The organism is Cohnella fermenti (assembly GCF_004801405.1).
GTDB classification, from domain to species: Bacteria; Bacillota; Bacilli; order Paenibacillales; family Paenibacillaceae; genus Cohnella; species Cohnella fermenti.
In genome coordinates, this window is the sequence record NZ_SSOB01000010.1 from 175,600 (window position 1) to 196,425 (window position 20,826).

Sequence of the window (20,826 nt, forward strand, 5' to 3'; positions counted from 1 at the left end):
TTCGGGAGCGGAGAAATTTAGGCTGCACGGCAAAAAACCTATCCGCTGGCGGCAATGCCGCTCGCAGATAGGCTTTGGATGGTCACGATTCGGCAACCGTTCTCTTAAGGTATTCCCGCAGCGCTTCCCGCCAAGGCCGCAGATCGGTTAAGCCGTTCCAGCGGATGGCGGAGCGATCCATGACGGAATAGGCCGGGCGGGGCGCCGGGCGAGGGAAGTCGGCCGTCGAGCAAGGGGAGGTCTGCACGTTCATCCCCGCCTCCTCGTAGATCGCCTTGGCGAACTCGTACCAACTGCACGTTCCGGCATTCGACGCATGGTAGATTCCATACGCTTCCGTGCGAACAAGCTCCAGCAGGAAGCGGCTCAGATCATACGTATAAGTAGGCGAACCCACTTGGTCATGGACAACGTTCACGGCAGCTTTTTCCACACCGAGCCTTAGCATCGTCTTCACGAAGTTGGCCCCATACGCCCCGTACACCCAGGAGGTGCGCACGATGAACCCCTTCGGATTCAGCGCCTGCAGCAGCGTCTCGCCCGCTCGCTTCGACTTGCCGTAGATCGACTTGGGATTCGTGTTGTCGTATTCGTTGTACGGCTCGCACGACGTCCCGTCAAAAACATAATCCGTGCTGACATAGCACATCGGAATGCCGAGCTCCGAGGAGGCCAGCGCCAGATTGCGGGTGCCTCCAGCATTGACCCGATACGCCTCGTCCGGCTCCGCCTCCGCCTTGTCGACGGCCGTATAGGCCGCCGCATGAATGATCGCATCCGGTCGAACCTCCGCGAGAACGTCCCGACACTGCCGCAGGTCCGTCACGTCAAGCCGCTTCCGGTCGCAGCCGACGATGCGGACTCCCGGCTCCTGCCATCGCGTCAGCTCCCCGCCAAGCTGTCCGTTCGCTCCGGTCACCAGCACCGTGTAGATCCCGTCAGTCAAGCCCATCCGCTCCCAACCGATTCCCATACTGCGCTTGATAGTATTGTTGGTACGCCCCCGACAGCACCTGGTTCATCCATTCCTGGTTGTCCAGATACCAGCGGATCGTCTCGCGAATGCCCCGTTCATATGGGAATTGCGGATTCCAGCCGAGCTCGCTGCGAATCTTGGAGGCGTCGATCGCATAGCGGCGGTCATGGCCGAGCCGATCCTGCACGTAGGAGATGAGCGATTCCGGCTTGCCCAGCTCCTCCAGAATCGTCCTGACAACATGAATGTTGGTCCGCTCGTTGTTCCCGCCGACATTGTAGACCTCTCCGACAACCCCCTTGTGAATGACGAGGTCGATCGCGCTGCAGTGGTCTTCCACATAGAGCCAGTCGCGCACGTTCCGGCCGTCGCCGTACACCGGGAGCGGCTTATCCGCCAAGGCGTTCTGGATCATGAGAGGAATGAGCTTCTCCGGGAATTGATAGGGCCCGTAGTTGTTCGAGCAACGGGTAATGTTCACCGGCAATCCGAACGTCTCGTGGTAGGCGCGAACGAGCAGATCCGCTCCGGCCTTGCTCGCCGAGTAGGGACTGTTCGGGGCAAGCGGCGTCGTCTCCGAGAACAGCCCCGTATCGCCCAGCGTTCCGTACACCTCGTCGGTGGACACTTGAACGTACTTGCCGACCCGGTATTGCTTGGACAGCTCCAGGAGCGTCTGGGTGCCAAGCACGTTCGTTCGGACGAAGATATCCGGGGTCAAGATGCTGCGATCCACGTGGGACTCCGCCGCGAAGTTGACCACCGCATCAAGCCCCTCTTGGAAAAACGGTTCTAATGACGCACGGTCGGCAATATCTGCTCGGACGAATCGGTAGCTCGGGTTATGCTCGATGGAGCGCAGATTCTCGAGATTGCCCGCATAGGTCAGGCTGTCGATATTGACGATTGTGTACGCCGGATGCTCCCGCAGCATGTACAGAATGAAGTTGCTGCCGATAAACCCGGCTCCGCCGGTTATTGCTATCCTCACTTGCGCTCACCCTTCGTAATCATAGTTGTTGTCGGCCTCCTGCATGACCGGATGGCGGCCGTCCTTGTCCGACAGAATCGGCTTCGCCGTCGGCCAGTCGATCCCCAGAGCCGGATCGTTCCACGCGATTCCGCGGTCATGCTCCGGCGAATACAGCTCGTCAACCTTGTAGAGAACTTCCGTATTCGGCGCCAGCGTGCAGAACCCGTGGGCGAAGCCCTTCGGCACGAGAAGCTGACGCTTGTTGCTTGCGCTCAGGATAAAGCCCTGCCACTGGCCATAGGTCGGCGACCCGCGACGGATATCCACGATCACATCATAGATCGCGCCGGCAACGACGCGGACCAGCTTCGTCTGCGCCTTCGGATTCAACTGATAATGAAGCCCGCGCAGCACTCCCGCTTCCGCGGACAACGAGTGATTGTCCTGCACGAACGTCATCGCAATCCCGTTCTCCGCGAAGCTGCCCGCATTATACGATTCCATGAAGAATCCGCGATTGTCCCCGAAGACAGCCGGCTCAATGAGCAGCGCCCCCGGCAGGTTGGTGCTCGTAACCTTCATTTGGGTTGGTCACTCCTTGCTCTTCTATAATTTGAGCTTGCCGAACTGCTCGGAGTACAGCGTATCCCTCGCCAACTCATTGGCCAATGCCAGCGAAGCATGAGTCCCCGCATCCGTCCACCAGCCTCGAAGCACCTCGTACCCCAGCTCGCCGCTCGCGATATAAGCATTGTTGACATCGGTCACTTCCAGCTCGCCTCTCGCGGAAGGCTTCAACGTCCGGATGATATCGAATACCCGCGCATCAAACATATATATTCCGGTGACAGCGTAATTGCTTTTAGGCTGCTGCGGTTTCTCCTCGATAGAGACGATCTTGTCTCCTTGAAGCTCCGGAACGCCGTACCTCTTCGGGTCGGATACCTCTTGAATAAGAATCTTGGCCCCGCTCCCTTGCTCGCGGAACGAGTCCACATACCCGGCGATGCTGTCCGAGAAGACGTTGTCCCCCAGAATGACGACCATCGAATCACCGCCAACGAATCCTTCCGCCAGCCCGAGAGCCTGCGCGATTCCTCCAGCTTCGTCCTGCACCTTATACGTGAACGTCACCCCTATCTCCCTGCCGCTGCCGAGAAGATTGACGACGTCCCCCATGTGCTCCTTGCCGGTGACGATCAGAATGTCGGTGATGCCCGCTTCCTTAAGCTTGGCAACCGCGTGGAAGATCATCGGGTATTTGCCTACGGGCAAGAGATGTTTGTTGGTTACTTTGGTTAGCGGCAACAGTCTCGAGCCGGTTCCGCCGGCTAGGATGATTCCTTTCATGAACGTATTTGCCCCCCCTGAGTTCCTTGTCAACAACTCGAATTCATCCGATGCCCTCCATTTTCTATTTATATAGTTAGTTTCAATTCGGAACCTCTATAATAGTAATGGCCATCATTCCAGATCATCACGCCAATATTGTACTGGCCGGCCTCCAGTTCAACCTTGGCGATATCAGATGCCCACCCGGAATACAGGTATTGCTCTGCTCCCTTAAAATAATCAACAACATCCGGACGAGGAACTTGCTTCGTATCATAAGCAATAAATGTCTGATCCTTCTCTAAGATCAGATAGACAACACTATCTTCCGCATCCTCATCTTTCACAAATGCCCACCCGTTAACAGTAAAGCCGTTGCCTTTCTGCTCGATCGGCGCAATTGCTACTTGAACTTCTTCAGATTCTGCCGGAATCGTATCTATAGTTTTGTGGTTTAATCCAGACCTTGCATTTCCGCTATATGATTTAATATAGCTGGAGATAATTGGAGCCGCATCATATTTTATCATTGTATCCGAAGATTCCAAATAAGTATGCGAACTATCGATTAAATCCGAACATTGCTGTTCTGTTACGTAGCCGGTTGTACTCACACATTTCTGTTTGTTTGCATCGTACATAAACTCATTCGTAATGGCTGTCCCATTCTTGATAAAGACCCGATGCTCCGCATTGGATAAAATATCATTGCCGAAGAATAAAGCGTCCTCATCATCGATTCCCAACAGGTTAAGAAGCGTCGGAGCAATGTCGATTTGTCCCGCGACGTCGGTCACTTCCCTTCCTTGCAGCCCTGACGAATGAATAATAAGAGGAATCTGATCAAGCGAGGTCTCCAAATTATAATTGGGGTTATAAGCGACGTGGGTAGATTCGACGATTTCTCTTGGAGCAATCCCCGAATCGTGATCTCCGAATACAACAAGAACCGTATTCTCGTAGAGATCCTTAGCCTTAAGATCCTCAATTAATTTACCAATGGCATAGTCGGCATAATGAGCGCCTTGCAGGTAGTTCCCAAGCGTCGTCCCTTCGAGTTCCCCTACGTTCAATGTCTGGTACTGGTCCGGAATTCTATCATAAGGAGAATGATTCGATAACGTTATTAGATAGGCATAGAAGGGCTTCTCATATTCTTGTAGTTTATTGGTGACTTGTCTGAAGAGAGATTCGTCAGAAAGCCCCCACCCAACAACTTCATCAACCGTCAACTCGTTAATGAACAGGGATTTCTCAAACCCATAACTTTTGTGGGTTACGTTGCGATTCCAGAATGTAATATCTGCGGGGTGAGCCGACAACGTTGTATACCCATATTTCTGAACGATTTTGGCGATAGAGCTATATTTATTGCTGCCGTATTGAAACGCAGTAGAGCCGTTAGAAATAGGAAGTAGAGAGGTCTGTGACAGCAATTCCGCATCCGAGGTTCGCCCGTTCGACGTTTGATCAAATACATTCTTGAAATAAATAGAAGACTTGTCCTTAATCAGTTGGTTTAAATTGGGGGTTACTTCTTCTCCATCGACATTCAGTCCAATTAGGAAATTCTGCATGGACTCTTCCTGTACAACGATGACATTCTTGCCTTGCGCCGTTCCAAAATACGTACCATGAGGTACTGATTCGCTAAATCTATCTTGTAACTCCCCAATTTGATCTTGAGAGATTGAACCTTTAGTCAAATTCGTGCGTTCATAAGATATGATATCCAGGATATGATAGTTAATAATCCCAACATCTTTAACCACGTTCGGTTTATAAATCATGTTTTTGAACCAGGCATTCTCATCCTTATGAATGTAAAACGACATCTGAATTATAACGAGCAAGGAGAGCATCAATGTTGAAATCTTAATATAGAGATGGATATTAGCGCTATTATGGCTTCTCCGTTGCGCCCATAATAATGCGGATATCACCGGAATCCCTAGCAGAATGAGAAAGTCTTTCTTCCGGATAATGATCCCCAGGCTATCTGAGACTTCGCTCACTTGCCCTGCGTACGCAAGAGAGAACACCGATATAAAGTCATTAAAATATCGATAGTATACAATGTCGATCATGAGGATCGCGGAATAAACGACATGCAATGTCATGGAGACTGAGTTCCTTATCCACAACTTTGGAATCATACTGATTAATGACGCGATCAACACAATCAAAAAGAAAGTATAAAAGTACGAACGGGCGCTATTCTCCGATCCTGTAAATCCGGAGAAGAACAAGAACTGAATGTACGCCACGACAACAATAGCAATAAAAAGTAACGACTTATTTAATTTTGCAATCATTGCATCGCATCCCTTAAAACCTCGATTTAGTGATGAACCTTCGGATGATCCGCTTAGTAGCGTTCTTTGATTTAATAAACAAGACATCGAACCTGCCGCGTTTAATTTGACTCATCACAACATTTCCACGGCTTATAATTCCTTCAATATCAACCAAAATGCTTTTAACTGGAAGCATAGTGTCGTCGGTCGCATGTTTATTGCGAACGATATAGAGATATTTGTCCAATAAGGCTTGCCTATCCGAATTTAACGAAGCTTCGCTAGGTACTCTGTACATAGAAGTGACCTTCTCAACGAAATGGAATTCGCTCTTCAATGCATACCTGAGCCATAAATCCCAATCCTCCAACACTTCCAACTCAGGATCGAATCCTCCAAAGTCATCGAATAGCCGACGAGAGAACATAACCGTTTGAATCGGAAAATAATTATGATGCAAGAGTACCAGTTTATTGAACTGCTGTCTGTGAACAACATTATGATATATCTCTTCATACTTATAGGGAGATTTCGAATGTATCTTTATAGGAGTCTCGAATCCGATGGCATAGGCCGCCTGACAAGCAGGGTTCTGCTGAAGTTGATGCATTAGCACCTCTACATGGTCAGCGAACAGAACATCGTCATCGTCCAAGAAGTTAAAATATTGCCCTGATGCGCCTGACAGGGCCTTATTACCCGCAACGCATCTGCCGACATGAACTTCGGTTGCCTTGTAGTTCACTCTTAGATCGGCAAACTCCGTTCGAACCATCTTCTCTGATAGAGCTGGTCCATCCTCAACGATAACAACCTCAATATTGGGATAAGTTTGGTGCCTAATCGATTGCAGCGCTTCTCTAAGAACGTCGGGTCTCCCGCAAGTACGCACGATAATCGAGACTAAAGGAGTGGTAGAAGTCCGCTCATTAACATAGAAGGCACCTTCTCTTACAATCTCATAATCCCATATTCGAAATCGGGATTGGAAACCGCCCTCTCGAAAAAACCTATTACGCTTGCGGAATCGTACTCCTTGCCCGAGGCTCTTCACCAATAATTGCGCTATTTTTCTGCGATGGCCTTTAAAAGGTCTAGGGATTGCCAATAAGCCACTGTAAAGAATATACCCCTTCACAATATCCCTCTTGGAACCGAATTTATATCTTAACATCAGATTGTTGTAAGTACTGTTGTAAAACTGATTAGGCTTGACCTCCCCTGCACTCTGATATGTGTAATGATTCACGATGCATCTAGGAGTGTATTGCAATTTATATCCTTTGGCTCGCAGTCGCCAGCTTAGATCCACATCTTCTGCATACATAAAAATACGCTCATCAAACATTCCGACCTCCAGAAATGCCGATCTTCTCACAACGCAGGCCGCTCCGCTAGCCCAAGTCGTCTCTAACGTGACTGGATTATAGTACTTGGGATGTTCATAGGGGAATTGCCGGCATTCCCATAGTGCGATATCCTCCGAACTCGATTGTATGGTCTTCTCTAGTTGGCTGAAGCAGTCGGGTTCGACTTCGGTATCAATATTTAAGAAGAAAATATATTCATGCTTAGCCCGCTCAACCGCCAGATTATTCGCCTTGCCAAATCCAAGATTGCTTGGGGATCGTATCAGTTGATAAGAGCCGAAGTCGTCCTGAATGGGATATTGTTCGATCAATCGGCAGGTATCGTCTGTCGAATAATTATCCACAATGGTCAGATGCAACTGGCTGATCGGATAACTGGAGCTTCGAAGGCTATTCAGACAATTCATAACCCATTTTGAAGAGTTATACGTGACCAATACGATATCCAGATTCACTCTTGATCCACCTCTTTGCTAAACAGCTTTCTTGTTTTGGGCCTAAACCACTGAGTCCATTTCCAGAATCGCGAATTCAGTAAGGCCAGCACTTTCAGCTTAAAATCCTGCAACTCAATCAGTAATTGTTCTCGCTCGCTCTCAACAGCCTTTATTCGTTCATCCTGTTGCTTTCGCTCTTCCAAGATCGATATGATATTACGAACGATAGTGGAATCCAGCGCCGTGGAGTGCATATGAACTTCTAGAATAAGATCCTCGACGGATACTTGAGGCAGGTAAAGCTCCCAATGCGGGTCATCGCCATCAGCCACCCATAGCGAATGCCTGCTCTTCGAATAATGTACTTGTCTTAATTGATGAACCGCATGTAAACTTGCTTGCAAGTCCTCTTCCGACCATTCATGCAACACGTTATTCTGAAGGTCAAGAAGAATCATACTTTTCACTTCAATAAATGCTGGAAAATTAGTCGGATCGATTCGTATATTTTGGCCTGCTGCCTCTTGGGGAAGATGAGCTCGGTATATTTTGTTACCTCGCATTGAATCAATACTTAGTTTAATTGATTGCTGTTCTAAGTACGGGCTTCCCCAAAACAATTGCATATACCGGCTGTATCCCCATTTGCCAGACGTGCTTGTTGGGGTAACCGCCGACTCACTAGACTTCCGAGATACGGTAATATATTGATAAACATGGGCTTCTTCACGGTCTCGGATATAATTCGCAATATATTCGGGTACATATTCATAATTTGTCTCAAGTTCGGTTTGTTCCGGCATCATCTTCGTCGTAACCCACTCTATCGGAGACAGCCCGCTATTTTCTAGCAATTCCTTGATTGATTTCTTTGTATAGAACCTTAAGTGAGTATTATCTAGAAGCCCCAACCTGCGATACGTGTAATTGCCTTGCAGTAAATCCAGCAACACTGCCGAATGAGCCATATTCGGGATGGATGTAAACAAAACCCCTTCGGTATCCAACATAGAGGTTGCCGCGATTAATACTTTATCTGGATACTTAAGATGCTCTAATACATCTGCGAAGATGATATAGTCGAACGGGGCACTGTCTTGCAATTCTGTTGCCCATCGCATAGCATCCAGATCCCCAACGATCATCTGCTTGCTGAACACGGCCGCGTGCTTAGCCGCCTCTTCATCAAGTTCCACACAGTAAACCGAACAATGTAATTGGTCTGCCAGAATCTGAGTCATGTAGCCTTTGGCAGGGCCAAACTCCAACACCTTCGAATTGGGTTTAATTCTTCTTAAAATATGCGATAAAGAACTGTCAGCTTGAAGATTGATATCATAATCATACTTCAACCGATATCTTCCTCTCCGTATTCCAAGAATGTTCGAAACATACCAATCCTTCGGCGAAGTATTCACTGGACTGAATTTGGAATGAACGACATCTGCTCTTATAATCTAATCGTACAAGCCCGGAGCTCTCAAAGAACCCGACATCGATGGCATACGTACCGGGCATTAAATTCATATTGGCATATCTCACTGTCAAGCGATATTGGCCTGGTTCTTCCATCAGTTCATAATTATCCAATTTAGTATTTAAACCGCAGACCCACGTATTCAACTGGTCGAATATGGAGACGCCCCCAACCAAACCAAGGCAGCTCTCCTTTAAGTTGTATTGAATAATGATTTCGAAGCCCTCACCATATCTAAACCTATCCGTCTCTTCTCCTCTCTCGTTGCGAAATTCTATGTTTGCTATATCCAGCACGAGATTCGAAGCCGACGGAGTTTCTGGTTGGATAGTGCTTTCCACATAACCGCGCTTCATGTAGTCTTCAAACTCTTTGGTGACAAGGTTGACATTTCCCCGCTTGTAGATAGATCCATTCATTAGCCATACGGCGGAATCACAAAAGTTTCGAATGGAATACATATCATGGCTGACAAATATAATTGTCTTGCCTTGTTCTTTAAAAGACTTCATTTTCTCAATACACTTTAACTGAAACTGCATATCTCCTACTGCCAACGCTTCATCCACAATGAGAATATCAGGATCGACATGTACGGCACATGCGAAGGCTAGTCTTACAAACATACCTGAGGAATATGTTTTTACAGGTTGATCGATAAACTCTCCAATCTCGGCGAAATCCTCTATTTGCGGCATTCGTTGTTTTGCCTCTTCTATCGTTAATCCCATTATTGTCCCATTAATAATAGCGTTCTCTCTCCCGGTAAACTCCGGATTAAACCCACTGCCTAGCTCTAACAAAGCTGCAATTCGGCCTGAGATCCGCACGTTACCCGCAGAAGGCGACAGAGTGCCGGCAATAATTTGCAGCAAAGTGCTTTTACCTGAACCGTTCTTACCGATAAGACCGATGGACTCGCCTTTATTAATCGCTAAATTGATAGCTCTCAGAGCCCAGAACTCCTTGTAATACTTGGTTTTGTTTCTCGATAATATATATTTAAGTCTGTCAATCGGCCTATCAAATATACGATACATCTTGTCCATCCCAAGAATGTCAATTATCGTATCAGAGGACATCTGCAAAGCCACCCCTCAGCTTTCTAAACCATACATATCCCAGAACAGATATAGCTATCCCTATACCCGTAGAGATCCCCACCATCCCCCAATCCGGCTGTTCGCCTACAATGAGAATGCTGCGCATGTTCTCAATTATACTAGTGAGCGGGTTCAGCTTATAAATGATATGGAGTTTCACAGGAATAACAGATACCGGATAGAACACAGGACTAAGAAACATGAGAGCTTGCATTGCAAGACCGACAAACTGCATAACATCACGAACATATACACCAAGCGAAGCCAAGAACCAGGATAGGCCCAAGGAGATTAGCAACAAGGGCAATAAAATGATCGGCAGAAAAACAAGTGTCCAGGGAATTGAGCCATACCCGAATAGGACAGATACTAATATGAGAACAACATTAATCGCCATATTAAACAGTGCAGAACCGACTAATGTTATTGGAAGAATCTCAATCGGGAATACGACTTTCTTAACGTAGTTAGTATTGGCAACAATGATCGCAGGAGAACGGTTTACGACATCCGAGAACAATTGGAATACGGTCAGCCCACAGAATAGAAAAATGGCGAATTGGAACTTATTCCCATCCTCTGCTCCCCATCTGCTATGAAATACTACGCTAAAAAAAAACGTATAAATCGCTAACATAAACAGAGGCGTGACAAATGACCACATCAACCCTAGAAATGATGATTTATACCGTTGTTGTATATCCCTCTTAGTAAAAGAATAAATTAATTGACGGTTTGCCCATAACCGCAAGATAGTACTCACCCATTTCTTCATGCTGCATTAAAAATACATAAAAAAGCTGCCTAAGATTGCCTCGGCAGCAATTGGACATCACTCTATCTTGTAGCCCCCACGTACCAACACCGTCAGCCCGCTCTTCTGACCGGGATCCGCCTCAATGCCGCGTCCATCGCGAGGGAATAGAATGAGGTGGTTGTTCGACACAGCCTTGCCGGGAGGAATATCAAGCCCATCCGTAAGATCGGAGAGCCCGTTAACGTCCGAGCTATAGGCAATAGCTTTGCCAGCGCGCACAATCACTTCTCCACCCGCTTCGACAATGAGCTTCTTCCCCAGAGCGACAGTGACAACTTCCAGTTGGGCAGATGTGCTCGAGCTTCCGCCTGCTCCGACTGCTTCTGCAATCTTCTCATCGACATAACTCTTCGTCACGATTGGATCGTTCGTGCTGCCTGGCACGGAAGAGGTACCAGCGGCCAACGCTGATTTATAGTATCCAACTCCTCCTATAAGGACGATTGCTGCAATAGCTGCAGTGATAAGTCTATTCTTTGTGTTCATGATTCTATTTCCCCTTTCTCATCACTATCTTGCTATTCTGGAATTAGTAGATTCGCCAACAGTAACCGTAACCGATTGTTGATGCTGGGTTGACCAGAAGTTCTTATGCATGCTGAATCGCCTTATTAACCAAATAGGCAACTTTCGATAAGCTAGTCCTAAACGATATCCGCTATATTTTACCGTTGCTTCTGCAAAACACCTCGGGATGGATTTTTTATACCCCTTTTTCCAAAGCAGCCCCAGTTGTCTTGTTACTAGTCTGGCTCCCTCTTTCTCCGCTGTTGCATATTGTAACAACCAATCGTTCATCCTGAGCGATACACCAATATCGAAGTTCCTATGGAATTGCTTCAAGAGACTATAATCATGAGAATGAATGACGCAAGCATTAGGATTATAGACGACTGAATAGCCCTGAAGGACACACTTGGCCGCTAGGATCATGTCCTCGTTCATAATAATTGGCTCTTGGAATCCCCCCATTTGGAGGAAAGTTTCTTTGCGAATCGCTGAGCATACGTTAGTGAAGAAGAATGTCTTAATGCCGAGTTCCTTCAAGTCTTCAATGGACTTTCTCGAATAGACTTCTGGATAATTAAATTCCCTTGTGAACCTCTCCAAAGCAGAGGCGTCTTTTCTAGCAATCTGTCTACCGCTAACGGCAGCCACGTTGATATCATTTAAAGGCAATAATAACTCTTCAAGAAACTGATCATTTCTGGGCAATGCATCCTGGGTAATAAACACGACCATATCGCCCACAGCCTGTTTTACCGCAAAATTTCGAGTCCCACCATGATCGAATTCCGTTCTCTTAATCGATATAACCCTTGCCCCATAACGAATAGCTAGCTTAGTCGTGTCATCCGATGACTCGGAATCTACAACCAGAATCTCGCACGGCTTCGTCTTCTGATTATGGAGGCGATACAGCAACTCAGGGAGGTGTTCCTCAGCATTTAAAGTGGGAATAATTATAGATGCTCTCAGTTCTGTCTCCCCTCTCCCGCAACGTATCGGTTGCTGTTCATTGCTCTATCTTCTCCACTATCCCTTTAACCTGATCGCTTAGCTCAAAGACTCGAATATAGCTAATAGCCTTCGGGATATCTGCAAGTTTTTGTTTGTACTCGTCATATTGAGCGACGATCCTGCTTATGGCTTGTTCCTGTTCCAACTTCGCCTTGGAATCCTCAGCACTATTAGCAGCATCCCATAGTTTAGCTCGATTCGTTATTGCCTGCTCGTAATAACCTATCTCATAAGGATAGGTCGATATGGCTAAATCCATCGCAACAACAGCCTCTTCGAGATCGCCCTCTGCTATTGCTATTTGATAACGAGCCTTGATGCCCATGCTTGAATTCGGCTCGGCCGCCAACAATTCGTCCACATACTTACGCGCTGTCACCGCATATTGCTGCTCTCCGGTCTGTTGGAAGGCAGCGATATAATTTTGCGACAATTGTCTAAGCAAGAATGGGTGACCGTGAACTCGCGTCAGCCCCTCTTCTAATTTGTCATTCAGTTGGTTAAACGGTTGCTGTGCGTACATCATCCCAATACTCTTATTATAATTAGAGTGAGCTGCGAATGAATTAATCCCCCCAATGAAGAGGTATATGGTCATCACTCCCCACACGGCGACCATTCCATATTTAGCACGCTGCAGATTTCCCCCCCGTCGTTCATGGAAGATAGCTTCTCTCTGCTGTCCGGCAAGAACCCCGATACTGAAGAATACGATAATGGAGAAGAACATGTAGGACATCTCGAAATCAATCACACTATGCAGAAGAAGACTTACTGGAATGAGCAGGAATAGCAGATAGTCTGCACCGCCCTGAATAGCCCCTCTTGACAAGCGAACGATAAAATTGCCAATAAGATAAAGAACTCCTCCAACAATAATTACCAGGCCAATGATCCCCGTATCCAGAAACAGTTCAACTATATAGCTGTGAGGTTGGGAGCTCATATAAGGATAGGATTGTACATGATCGTACAAGGCTTCCCAAGTCCCTCCCCCTCCTCCAAGCCACTTGTTCTCCTGCCAGATTGTGATTGCATCTTTGTAGAACGTGTACCGTTCCAACACACTGTGCGTGTTAAAAGAGAAATTGTTGAAGCGATCGCTGATTTGATCAGGCAAGATGGAATTTAGCAATCCCGCTCGCAGTATGACAAACCCGATAATGGCCATGCAAACGAGAAGAATCGGAATATAAAAACGGGCATGTCTGTGGCTTTTCTCGCCAACCTCCGTCTTGTCCATATATTGCGATAACCAATAAATGACTGCTGTTAAAGCGAGAGCAGTTCCAATGATAAGCAACCATCCCGTTATCGATTCGGATGCGAAGAAGGAAATGTTCTTTATCGGCTGATTCTCTGACAGTTGCGTCTGTATTCTATTGTATACTTCCAATCCCTTATCAGCGAGAAAAGATTGTATGGCGAACGAAGGGATAAAAGCGAGAGCAGCATAAATGAGAATTTGAAGCTGTTTCTTGATATTAACTAGCAGGAGCACAATAACGGCAATGACAGGTAGCATGAGTATCGCACCGCGCGACAATGTTAAGAGAAGGGAGACCCCGATGGGGACAAGCATGAATGCATAAGCTAATCGGATCCAATGCTTATTCGGGCTAATCAACTGGTATAGCGCGATTAACAACATTGTAACCAAAAATGCTGCATAGGCATTGGCATAAGTAAAAATCGAAGTGAGCCTTACTCCCTCATTGAATGACAGTGCATCCAGACGATACCGATTGCCTAATAGATAAGCGAAACTGTACAAAACAACGATACTTCCAACTCCATAATAGAGATGAATTAATTTCCTTAGAACTTGTTTTAATCCGGAAACAACAATTCCTAATACAAAAAACGAATATAATAAGATTGAATTGTGAAACGCAATTCGATTCAAATAGGTCGATTCTGCATGAAAGGAATGGATGAAGTACAGCAACGGCCAGACAAGTGCTATGCATCCAATTAAGTGGCGCTTCTCCCACTTTGTATTTCCCGCAACCTTAATTAAAACCAACAGAAGTGCGGGAATTCCGAGTATGATTCCGTAGTATGTCTTCTCCTCGAAGAACATTTGACTATCCGAGTGAAGCCCAGCTCCATTGAAAAAAGCAAATTGAAATGGCCATAATGCTAAGTAGAACGTAAACAAGGCCAATACTAACCATTCCCAGCCACTAATTCCATGATCCGCTGCTTTAGATTTTTGTTTCCTCTGCTTGCCTGCCAATTCGCTTCCCCCTCAGTAAGCCCCATTGCCCTTGATAACGACAGGAATTGTTTTCAAAATGATTTTCAACTCTAGTCCGAGACTCCACCGTTCAATATACTGAATATCCAAGTCGATCCATTCATCGAAGGACAAGTCGCTCCTGCCGCTAACTTGCCACAACCCTGTCATCCCCGGTCGCACGTCCATACGTCTCCAATGCTCGTTGGAATATTTCGCCGCCTCCTCCGGAAGCGGAGGCCGAGGCCCAATAAGACTCATCTCTCCGCGAAGAACATTGATCAATTGCGGCAATTCATCGATGGAATACTTCCTAAGGAATCGGCCGGCGCGGGTAACTCTCGGGTCATTCCGCATCTTGAATACTGGGCCCGTCGCTTCGTTCTTCTTCATCAATCGCGGCTTCATTGCTTCCGCATTGGCGACCATTGTGCGAAATTTATGCATTCGGAAGGGTAAGGAGTTCTTACCGATACGTTCCTGGCTGTGCAAGACGGGGCCTTCGGAGGTTGCCTTGATAATCGCTGCAGCCGAGACCAGTATCGGTGATAAAAGGATGATGCTTGCCGCCGCGACAATAACATCCACCCACCGCTTAATAACTAGGTTAATTCCGCGTAATGGCGTCTTCACAATCTGCAGGCAAGGGAAGCCGTGATCATCTCGGTATTCGTAGAGCGGGCTGATATGATCGAATTGTTCTGGGATAATCCGAATATCGACCGCATACTTATTCAACTGACTAAGAAGCGGATTAATCTGTCCTCTCTCTGAAGGAATGGTAATATAGAGAATATCGACTCTTCTCTCGAACAGAACCCTCTCTAGGTCATGTACCCTCCCAAGGATATCCTCCGATGTCGCCTTGTCGTCCAGAAAGCCGACCAGTGTTACGAATGATCGCCCCTTGGCCATATGTGCTTCGAGCTGTCTGCCTACCTTTCCCGCACCGATGATAAGAGCGTTCTGCTTGATCACACCCGACTTCTTAAGTCCAATGAGAATCTTGTTTCTCCATTGACGGAACATGCAGGATTCAACAATGACGAGCATAAGATAAGTCATTAACAGAAGACGCGAATACGTGAGCGTGTTCTTCAGCAGAAACGTTACTCCAACTGCAATGAGAAAGCAGATAATCGCCGTGCTGACAACCCTACCCAACTCGTCAGAGAGCTTCTTATCTTGATCCAATCTATAGTAATGCTTCTGATAGAGCACTAGGAAGAATAAACTCATATACCCGAGAAAGAATAACAGATAATCGTCTAGAACTGGAATCAGCCTTGGCCAATTCCAGAACGAATAGAGTTTGGCTCGCGGATAGTCGGGCAGCACTTTGTATACAAATAGAGCCATATATGTCAGCAAATAAATTGACAGTTCTATCGTCAGGAGGACGGTTTGAATTCTCTTGAGCTTCGCTTGCGTATGAGATTTCCTTCTCGCGAGTTGCGCAGCTCCATCGTTGTCGGCCATCCGACTTTGCGGATGCTTAATCGGTGATCCCAAGTTCATGGAGTGTCTTCTCCCTCATCAAGCATGAGCAAATTATATCATAATTTTAGGCGGAATTTGGCGGATTAGAAGAAAATACGGAGATTCATGGAGGATTGGAGATGAACACAAAGAAGGAGAGAACTGCTAAGCGAGTTCTCTCCCTCTTACTAATCGTTGCTATTTTACTCTGCCGCCGCGTTCTCCGCCGACCAATTGTTATCAATGTACCAGTTCATTGTATGCTCGGCAAGCAGCTTCTTCGAATCTTGTGTCACAGCATATATTCTAGCGTAGTAGATGTAGCTGCCATAGATCGTGTCGTAGTTCAAATCCTTGCTCAGCGTAACTTCCTTGTCCGTTCCAGGGACAAGGGATGTATCCTCATTGCCGCCGATATCCAGGTCCTGCGACGAATACGTATAAGTCTTGCCGGTGGAAGGATCGAAGCCTTCGATATTGAAGATAAGCTTATAATCGCTTGGCACCGCATTATACGTCATATCTTTCACCAACGTATAATCGATATCAAGGTTCAACGTTGGTGTCATCACATTCGGCGTAATTTCATTAATTGTAAGCTTGTAATTCAGGAATGGAATGTCCTTCATCACCGTCTTCAATGTCGATTCATTCGGCAGATTGAACTTCACGGCATTCAAGTAAGCAGTCGGGCTTGCTGTGCTTACCGAATAAGCGTCATTCGTTACACCTTCTCCGAGCACCAAGCGCATATTGCCAGTAAAGTATTCTTGCGGAAGAACCGCTGTGAAGCTTAGAAGCGACTTGCTGGACGGATTGATTAACCCGGTGCCCGCTTTGAGAGTAGCAGGGAAAGTATCGCCGTTATCATTGATGAAGTAAGCGACAAGATTAGACTGTGTTGCAGATCGGCTTTCATTATTCTGGAGGTCTACCTTAACCTCCAGCACCTTACTTGTAGTGTTGTTGTAGATATTGACACTGTTGATGCTTACCGTACTCTTGCTTCCGTCTCTCGTAATCTGATAAGTTTTATCCACCGCATAAACTGGAAGAGAAGTTTGAGCGGAGGTCACCGTCAACTCGCCTGCCTTCGTTGTTGTCGTGCTACTCACTTGATCGTTGATAACCAAGGTTGCCTTCGAGAACGAATAGCTCGTCGGAAGCTTCGCATACACATCGACATCGACATAAGCGCCTGCGTTAAGACCAAACGGGTTTGAAGTCGCGACCGTCGTGAAGTTCAACTTCACCTTGTCATCAAGATAGAAGTAACCTGCCAAGTCTGGGATCGATACAGAGCTAGTCGACTTGTTCGTAATGCGAATTCGCGCAGACAGAACATCTTCATTCTCCCAAGGCTGTCTGGATGCGCGGCTTAATTCGAAGTTATAAACTCCTTCGCTAGTCGTGTAATTAAAGGTTGTGCTGGAAGTTGAAGTGTTCGTCGTTCCGAACTGAATAGCATAGCCTCCAACTGGCAATTGGCTCGTGGACTCGCTACCATTCGGCTTAACAACAACAAGCTTCCAACCAGTCGTCTTAAGAGAAGATGGAATTGTAGCTGTCAATTGAATTTCTTCTCTCTCAAGTGCGTTAAGAGTAACATCTGCTGCATCCGTTGGAGTCGCCTCGTACGTCTCACCGGTAGCAGTAACTATGTAATACTTATACCCCGTTAACGTGATCGATTTCTTGCCGATGTTGTTATACACGAAGTTGACCGTCGCGAAAGTATCATCGCCCGATGTGCCAACCGAGGCCGAAGAGACCTTGGTATACAACGTCGTGTTGTTGAAGTACAATGCCTTGAAGGCACCATTTGATACGACATTGTTAAAGTTGGAGGGGAAGCTGAAGCGGCCCATTCCTACTTCATAACCAGATGCTGAGAAGTCAAACTTGACGACCTTCAGAATTAAATCTGATAACGTCGCTGCTTCCCCTACTTCGGCATAAAGAGTAATAAACTGCTTCGTCTTGGGCGCGAGTTGATTAATCGACGCATCGGCAGATGCTGTCTTTAACGTATAGGTACCTCCGGAGGCATCCGTCAGACGGAACCAATAATCGGACAGATCCAAAGTACTGGAAGATCCGTTATAGATACTAAGGGTGAAGGCGACGGTTTGGCCCGAGTTGGAGGGAGTAATCGCCGCATCTACCATGTTGATATAACTTACCTTCGATAAAAAGATAGGCTGAATAAACTTTGCCAGCGATGCCATATTGCTCGGAATACTAGTCGTTGCTGCAGATGCCACGTTATGGCTGTTTGTTAAAGCGATCGGAGTTGTTACCATTGCCATCGCCGTAATTCCGATCAACAACTTTGATCCCTTGCGAATAAATTGACCGTTTCTGGCCTTCTCGTTCGAATTGTGATCCATCGGTACATAGTCCTCCCTGATCATGAATAACTCTAGTATATTCATTTAAAATGAATAGAAAATGAATGAATTATAAAAATGAACTGAATTGCAATATCTTTTCGCATTTTGGGACACTTTTTTGGCAACTTGCTGTTTGAAGGGGCTGCCGGGCATAACGCCGGCAGCCCCGTTCCCTTTTAATGAATGACTTGAATGACGTTAGATGCTCCATCATTCGTGCCGCCGACCACATACAAACGGTAGAAGTGCGTGGTCGTTCCTCCAGGAGTTACAACAAGAGTGGCAGATGCTGCGCTAGTTGAGATAACCCCCGTAGCGACCGAGCTCCAAACGTCTCCGATCTTCTCCTCAACGCGAATTGACTCCACGCTGCCACCAGCCTTATTCCAATAGAAGGTTACGACTCCTGTACTGCTATTTACAACAGCTCTGAAGTTAGAGATGGGCACAGATACAGTCGTCACTTCAATTTCGTTCGAATAGCCGTTGTTCGTACCGCCCGTGATAAGCAACCGGAAATAATATGTCGTGTGCGATGTAAGCCCCGTTGCTGTCACTTGCGTTGCCGTCTTCGCCACGCTGCTTGCCGTCGTCCACGTCGTTCCGTTCGTCGACTTCTGCAGGATGATGGAGGTTGCGCCTGCTGCCTGGGTCCATTGCAGGATCACGCTGTTCGTTCCGTTCAGCTTCAGCGCCAACGTCTCGTTCGGTTCCGTTCCCGTTGTGGTGTTCACCGCAGCCGAGTATCCTGCGAAGGTTCCGCCTACGACGAGTACGCGGAAGTAATACTTCGTTCCGCCAATCAGTCCGGTAACCGTCGCCTCGGTCGAAGCTGCCGTCAACGTCGCCGACGTCTTCGCACTTACCCACGTCGTTCCGTTCGTCGATTGCTGCACTTGTATACTCGATGCTCCCGTTGCGGTCGTCCACGCCAGACCCACTGTCGTAGCTCCCGTCTCTCCCAACGTTAATGTCACCGGCGTTGTTGTCGTCGTCACCGTCACGACATTGTTATTGTTTCCGCCCGCCGTTCCGTACGTGCCGCCCGTTACCGCCAGGCGGAACTTATACGTCGTCTTCGCGGACAAGCCCGTCACCGTTGCCGTCGTTGCCGTGCCCGCCAGCGCTCCGGTCTCCGCCGCCGTCCACGTGCTGCCTCCATCGACCGATTGCTCGATCACCAGTGAACTGGCTCCCGGTACCGTACTCCACGACAGCGTTGCTGTCGTATCCGTCACGTTTGTCGATTTGAGCGTTGTCGACTTCAAGCCGTAAGTCGTAACCACTATCTCGTTCGAATACCCGTTATTCGTTCCACCCGTAATCAACAAACGGAAATAATATGTTGTGTTCCCTGCAAGACCTGCGGCGGTCACTTGCGTTGCCGTCTTCGCCACGCTGCTTGCCGTCGTCCACGTCGTTCCGTTCGTCGACTTCTGCAGGATGATGGAGGTTGCGCCTGCTGCCTGGGTCCATTGCAGGATCACGCTGTTCGTTCCGTTCAGCTTCAGCGCCAACGTCTCGCGTTCGGTTCCGTTCCCGTTGTGGTTGTCACAACATTCGAATATCCTGCATTCGAACCTCCGACCACATAGAGTCGGAAGTAATATTTTGTATTTCCAACTAGTCCTGTTACCACCGCTTCGCTTGAAGCTGACGACAAGAAAGTTGCAACTATCGAATTTGACCAAGTTGAATTATTAGTCGATTGTTGAACTATTACGTTTGTCGCGTTCTCCGGAGCCGTCCACTTAAGCTCCAATTGGCTTGCTCCTACATCTCCAAATGTTAAGTCAGCGACCGGAATTGCAGCGATTGCAACGACTAATTCGTTAGAATACCCTTCATATTGACCACCTACAATATCCAAACGGAATGTATAGTTCGTATAAGCTGTAAGTCCGGTTATAGTTGCCGTCACATCGGTCGGTGCAAGAGGGCCTGAATCAAGCTCCGCTTCCGTCCAATCTCCGCCGGATACTTTTTGTTCAATGTTAAGAGCGGTCGCCCCTGTAATAGATGGCCATTGGAAGACTAATGTTCCTCCAGACTTTGATAAAAGAGAAAAGCTTTGAAAGGTTGACTGAGTTGCTGCCAAACTGCTCAGTGGAGCAATTAACATACTCAAAATGAGAAGGATCACGATACTAATTTTCTGCAAAGATCTCGCCATAGTAACCTCCTTATTCACACATTGATCTACCCAAATATCACAATGAAGTAAGTATATAGTATTAACGCCATAACTACCTTAAAAGTTGCTAAGTCTCATTGAATTTATTAATTATATAAATTGAACTGAAGACTTTACTACTCGAGTTGGTTCAAGTTAACAATCGATCGATTACCTTTTGAGGGTAACGATTAACTTGTTTGATGAAATCAGTGACATGCTTGCGAATGTGATAGAAC

16 protein-coding genes are annotated in these 20,826 nt (G+C 47.1%); all 16 read right to left on the reverse strand.

The annotated features are described in order from the left end of the window. Nucleotides 1-82 precede the first annotated feature (82 nt). The 16 genes from rfbD to E6C55_RS10300 all read right to left on the reverse strand — a co-directional run bounded on the left by rfbD (nt 83) and on the right by E6C55_RS10300 (nt 20,587). Nucleotides 83-946: a dTDP-4-dehydrorhamnose reductase gene (gene rfbD, locus E6C55_RS10225; protein ID WP_230986629.1), complete on the reverse strand. Its 864-nt coding sequence runs from the start codon at nt 944-946 to the stop codon at nt 83-85. Further along, complete coding sequence (rfbB, locus tag E6C55_RS10230) at nt 939-1,967, reverse strand: dTDP-glucose 4,6-dehydratase (protein ID WP_136369686.1); 1,029 nt, start codon at nt 1,965-1,967, stop codon at nt 939-941. Before rfbB ends, rfbD begins: the two co-directional genes overlap by 8 nt. A gap of 6 nt (nt 1,968-1,973) precedes the next feature. Then, entirely contained in the window at nt 1,974-2,531 is a 558-nt protein-coding gene (gene rfbC / locus E6C55_RS10235; protein WP_136369687.1) for a dTDP-4-dehydrorhamnose 3,5-epimerase, read from the reverse strand. 24 nt (nt 2,532-2,555) lie between these two features. Beyond that, complete coding sequence (locus E6C55_RS10240; protein ID WP_136369688.1) at nt 2,556-3,299, reverse strand: sugar phosphate nucleotidyltransferase; 744 nt, start codon at nt 3,297-3,299, stop codon at nt 2,556-2,558. Nucleotides 3,300-3,367: 68 nt separating this feature from the next. Then, nucleotides 3,368-5,596 carry an LTA synthase family protein gene (locus E6C55_RS10245; protein WP_168735564.1) on the reverse strand — a complete coding sequence of 743 codons (2,229 nt, stop codon included), beginning with the start codon at nt 5,594-5,596 and terminating at the stop codon, nt 3,368-3,370. A 13-nt stretch (nt 5,597-5,609) separates the two neighbouring features. Further along, nucleotides 5,610-7,403, reverse strand: a complete 1,794-nt coding sequence (locus E6C55_RS35205; protein WP_136369690.1) for a glycosyltransferase family 2 protein — start codon at nt 7,401-7,403, stop codon at nt 5,610-5,612. Further along, complete coding sequence (locus tag E6C55_RS10255; RefSeq protein WP_168735565.1) at nt 7,400-8,737, reverse strand: class I SAM-dependent methyltransferase; 1,338 nt, start codon at nt 8,735-8,737, stop codon at nt 7,400-7,402. Before E6C55_RS10255 ends, E6C55_RS35205 begins: the two co-directional genes overlap by 4 nt. Continuing rightward, a complete protein-coding gene (locus E6C55_RS10260; protein ID WP_136369692.1) occupies nt 8,727-9,944 on the reverse strand; it encodes an ABC transporter ATP-binding protein in 1,218 nt (405 codons plus the stop codon). Before E6C55_RS10260 ends, E6C55_RS10255 begins: the two co-directional genes overlap by 11 nt. After that, nucleotides 9,934-10,728 carry an ABC transporter permease gene (locus E6C55_RS10265; protein ID WP_230986630.1) on the reverse strand — a complete coding sequence of 265 codons (795 nt, stop codon included), beginning with the start codon at nt 10,726-10,728 and terminating at the stop codon, nt 9,934-9,936. Before E6C55_RS10265 ends, E6C55_RS10260 begins: the two co-directional genes overlap by 11 nt. Nucleotides 10,729-10,797: 69 nt before the next feature. Next, a complete protein-coding gene (locus E6C55_RS10270; RefSeq protein ID WP_136369694.1) occupies nt 10,798-11,268 on the reverse strand; it encodes a hypothetical protein in 471 nt (156 codons plus the stop codon). A 24-nt stretch (nt 11,269-11,292) separates the two neighbouring features. Then, nucleotides 11,293-12,288, reverse strand: a complete 996-nt coding sequence (locus tag E6C55_RS10275; RefSeq protein WP_330999617.1) for a glycosyltransferase family 2 protein — start codon at nt 12,286-12,288, stop codon at nt 11,293-11,295. 10 nt (nt 12,289-12,298) lie between these two features. Further along, complete coding sequence (locus E6C55_RS10280; RefSeq protein WP_136369696.1) at nt 12,299-14,542, reverse strand: O-antigen ligase family protein; 2,244 nt, start codon at nt 14,540-14,542, stop codon at nt 12,299-12,301. 12 nt (nt 14,543-14,554) lie between these two features. Beyond that, complete coding sequence (locus E6C55_RS10285; protein ID WP_136369697.1) at nt 14,555-16,060, reverse strand: sugar transferase; 1,506 nt, start codon at nt 16,058-16,060, stop codon at nt 14,555-14,557. A gap of 164 nt (nt 16,061-16,224) precedes the next feature. Then, nucleotides 16,225-18,411, reverse strand: a complete 2,187-nt coding sequence (locus E6C55_RS10290; RefSeq protein WP_136369698.1) for a hypothetical protein — start codon at nt 18,409-18,411, stop codon at nt 16,225-16,227. A 179-nt stretch (nt 18,412-18,590) separates the two neighbouring features. Continuing rightward, entirely contained in the window at nt 18,591-19,931 is a 1,341-nt protein-coding gene (locus E6C55_RS10295) for a fibronectin type III domain-containing protein (protein ID WP_136369699.1), read from the reverse strand. Beyond that, nucleotides 19,922-20,587 (reverse strand): fibronectin type III domain-containing protein, encoded by a 666-nt coding sequence (locus tag E6C55_RS10300; protein WP_136369700.1) that lies wholly within the window; start codon nt 20,585-20,587, stop codon nt 19,922-19,924. The genes E6C55_RS10295 and E6C55_RS10300 overlap by 10 nt, the downstream gene beginning before the upstream one ends. Between the last annotated feature and the right edge of the window lie 239 nt (nt 20,588-20,826).

Coding starts and splice junctions, on each gene's coding strand:
- E6C55_RS10290 (WP_136369698.1), bottom strand. CDS start 18,411: ATGGATCACAATTCGAACGAGAAGGCCAGAAACGGTCAATTTATTCGC.
- E6C55_RS10270 (WP_136369694.1), bottom strand. CDS start 11,268: ATGAACACAAAGAATAGACTTATCACTGCAGCTATTGCAGCAATCGTC.
- E6C55_RS10300 (WP_136369700.1), bottom strand. CDS start 20,587: ATGGCGAGATCTTTGCAGAAAATTAGTATCGTGATCCTTCTCATTTTG.
- rfbC (WP_136369687.1), bottom strand. CDS start 2,531: ATGAAGGTTACGAGCACCAACCTGCCGGGGGCGCTGCTCATTGAGCCG.
- E6C55_RS10240 (WP_136369688.1), bottom strand. CDS start 3,299: ATGAAAGGAATCATCCTAGCCGGCGGAACCGGCTCGAGACTGTTGCCG.
- E6C55_RS10285 (WP_136369697.1), bottom strand. CDS start 16,060: ATGAACTTGGGATCACCGATTAAGCATCCGCAAAGTCGGATGGCCGAC.
- E6C55_RS10245 (WP_168735564.1), bottom strand. CDS start 5,596: ATGATTGCAAAATTAAATAAGTCGTTACTTTTTATTGCTATTGTTGTC.
- E6C55_RS10260 (WP_136369692.1), bottom strand. CDS start 9,944: ATGTCCTCTGATACGATAATTGACATTCTTGGGATGGACAAGATGTAT.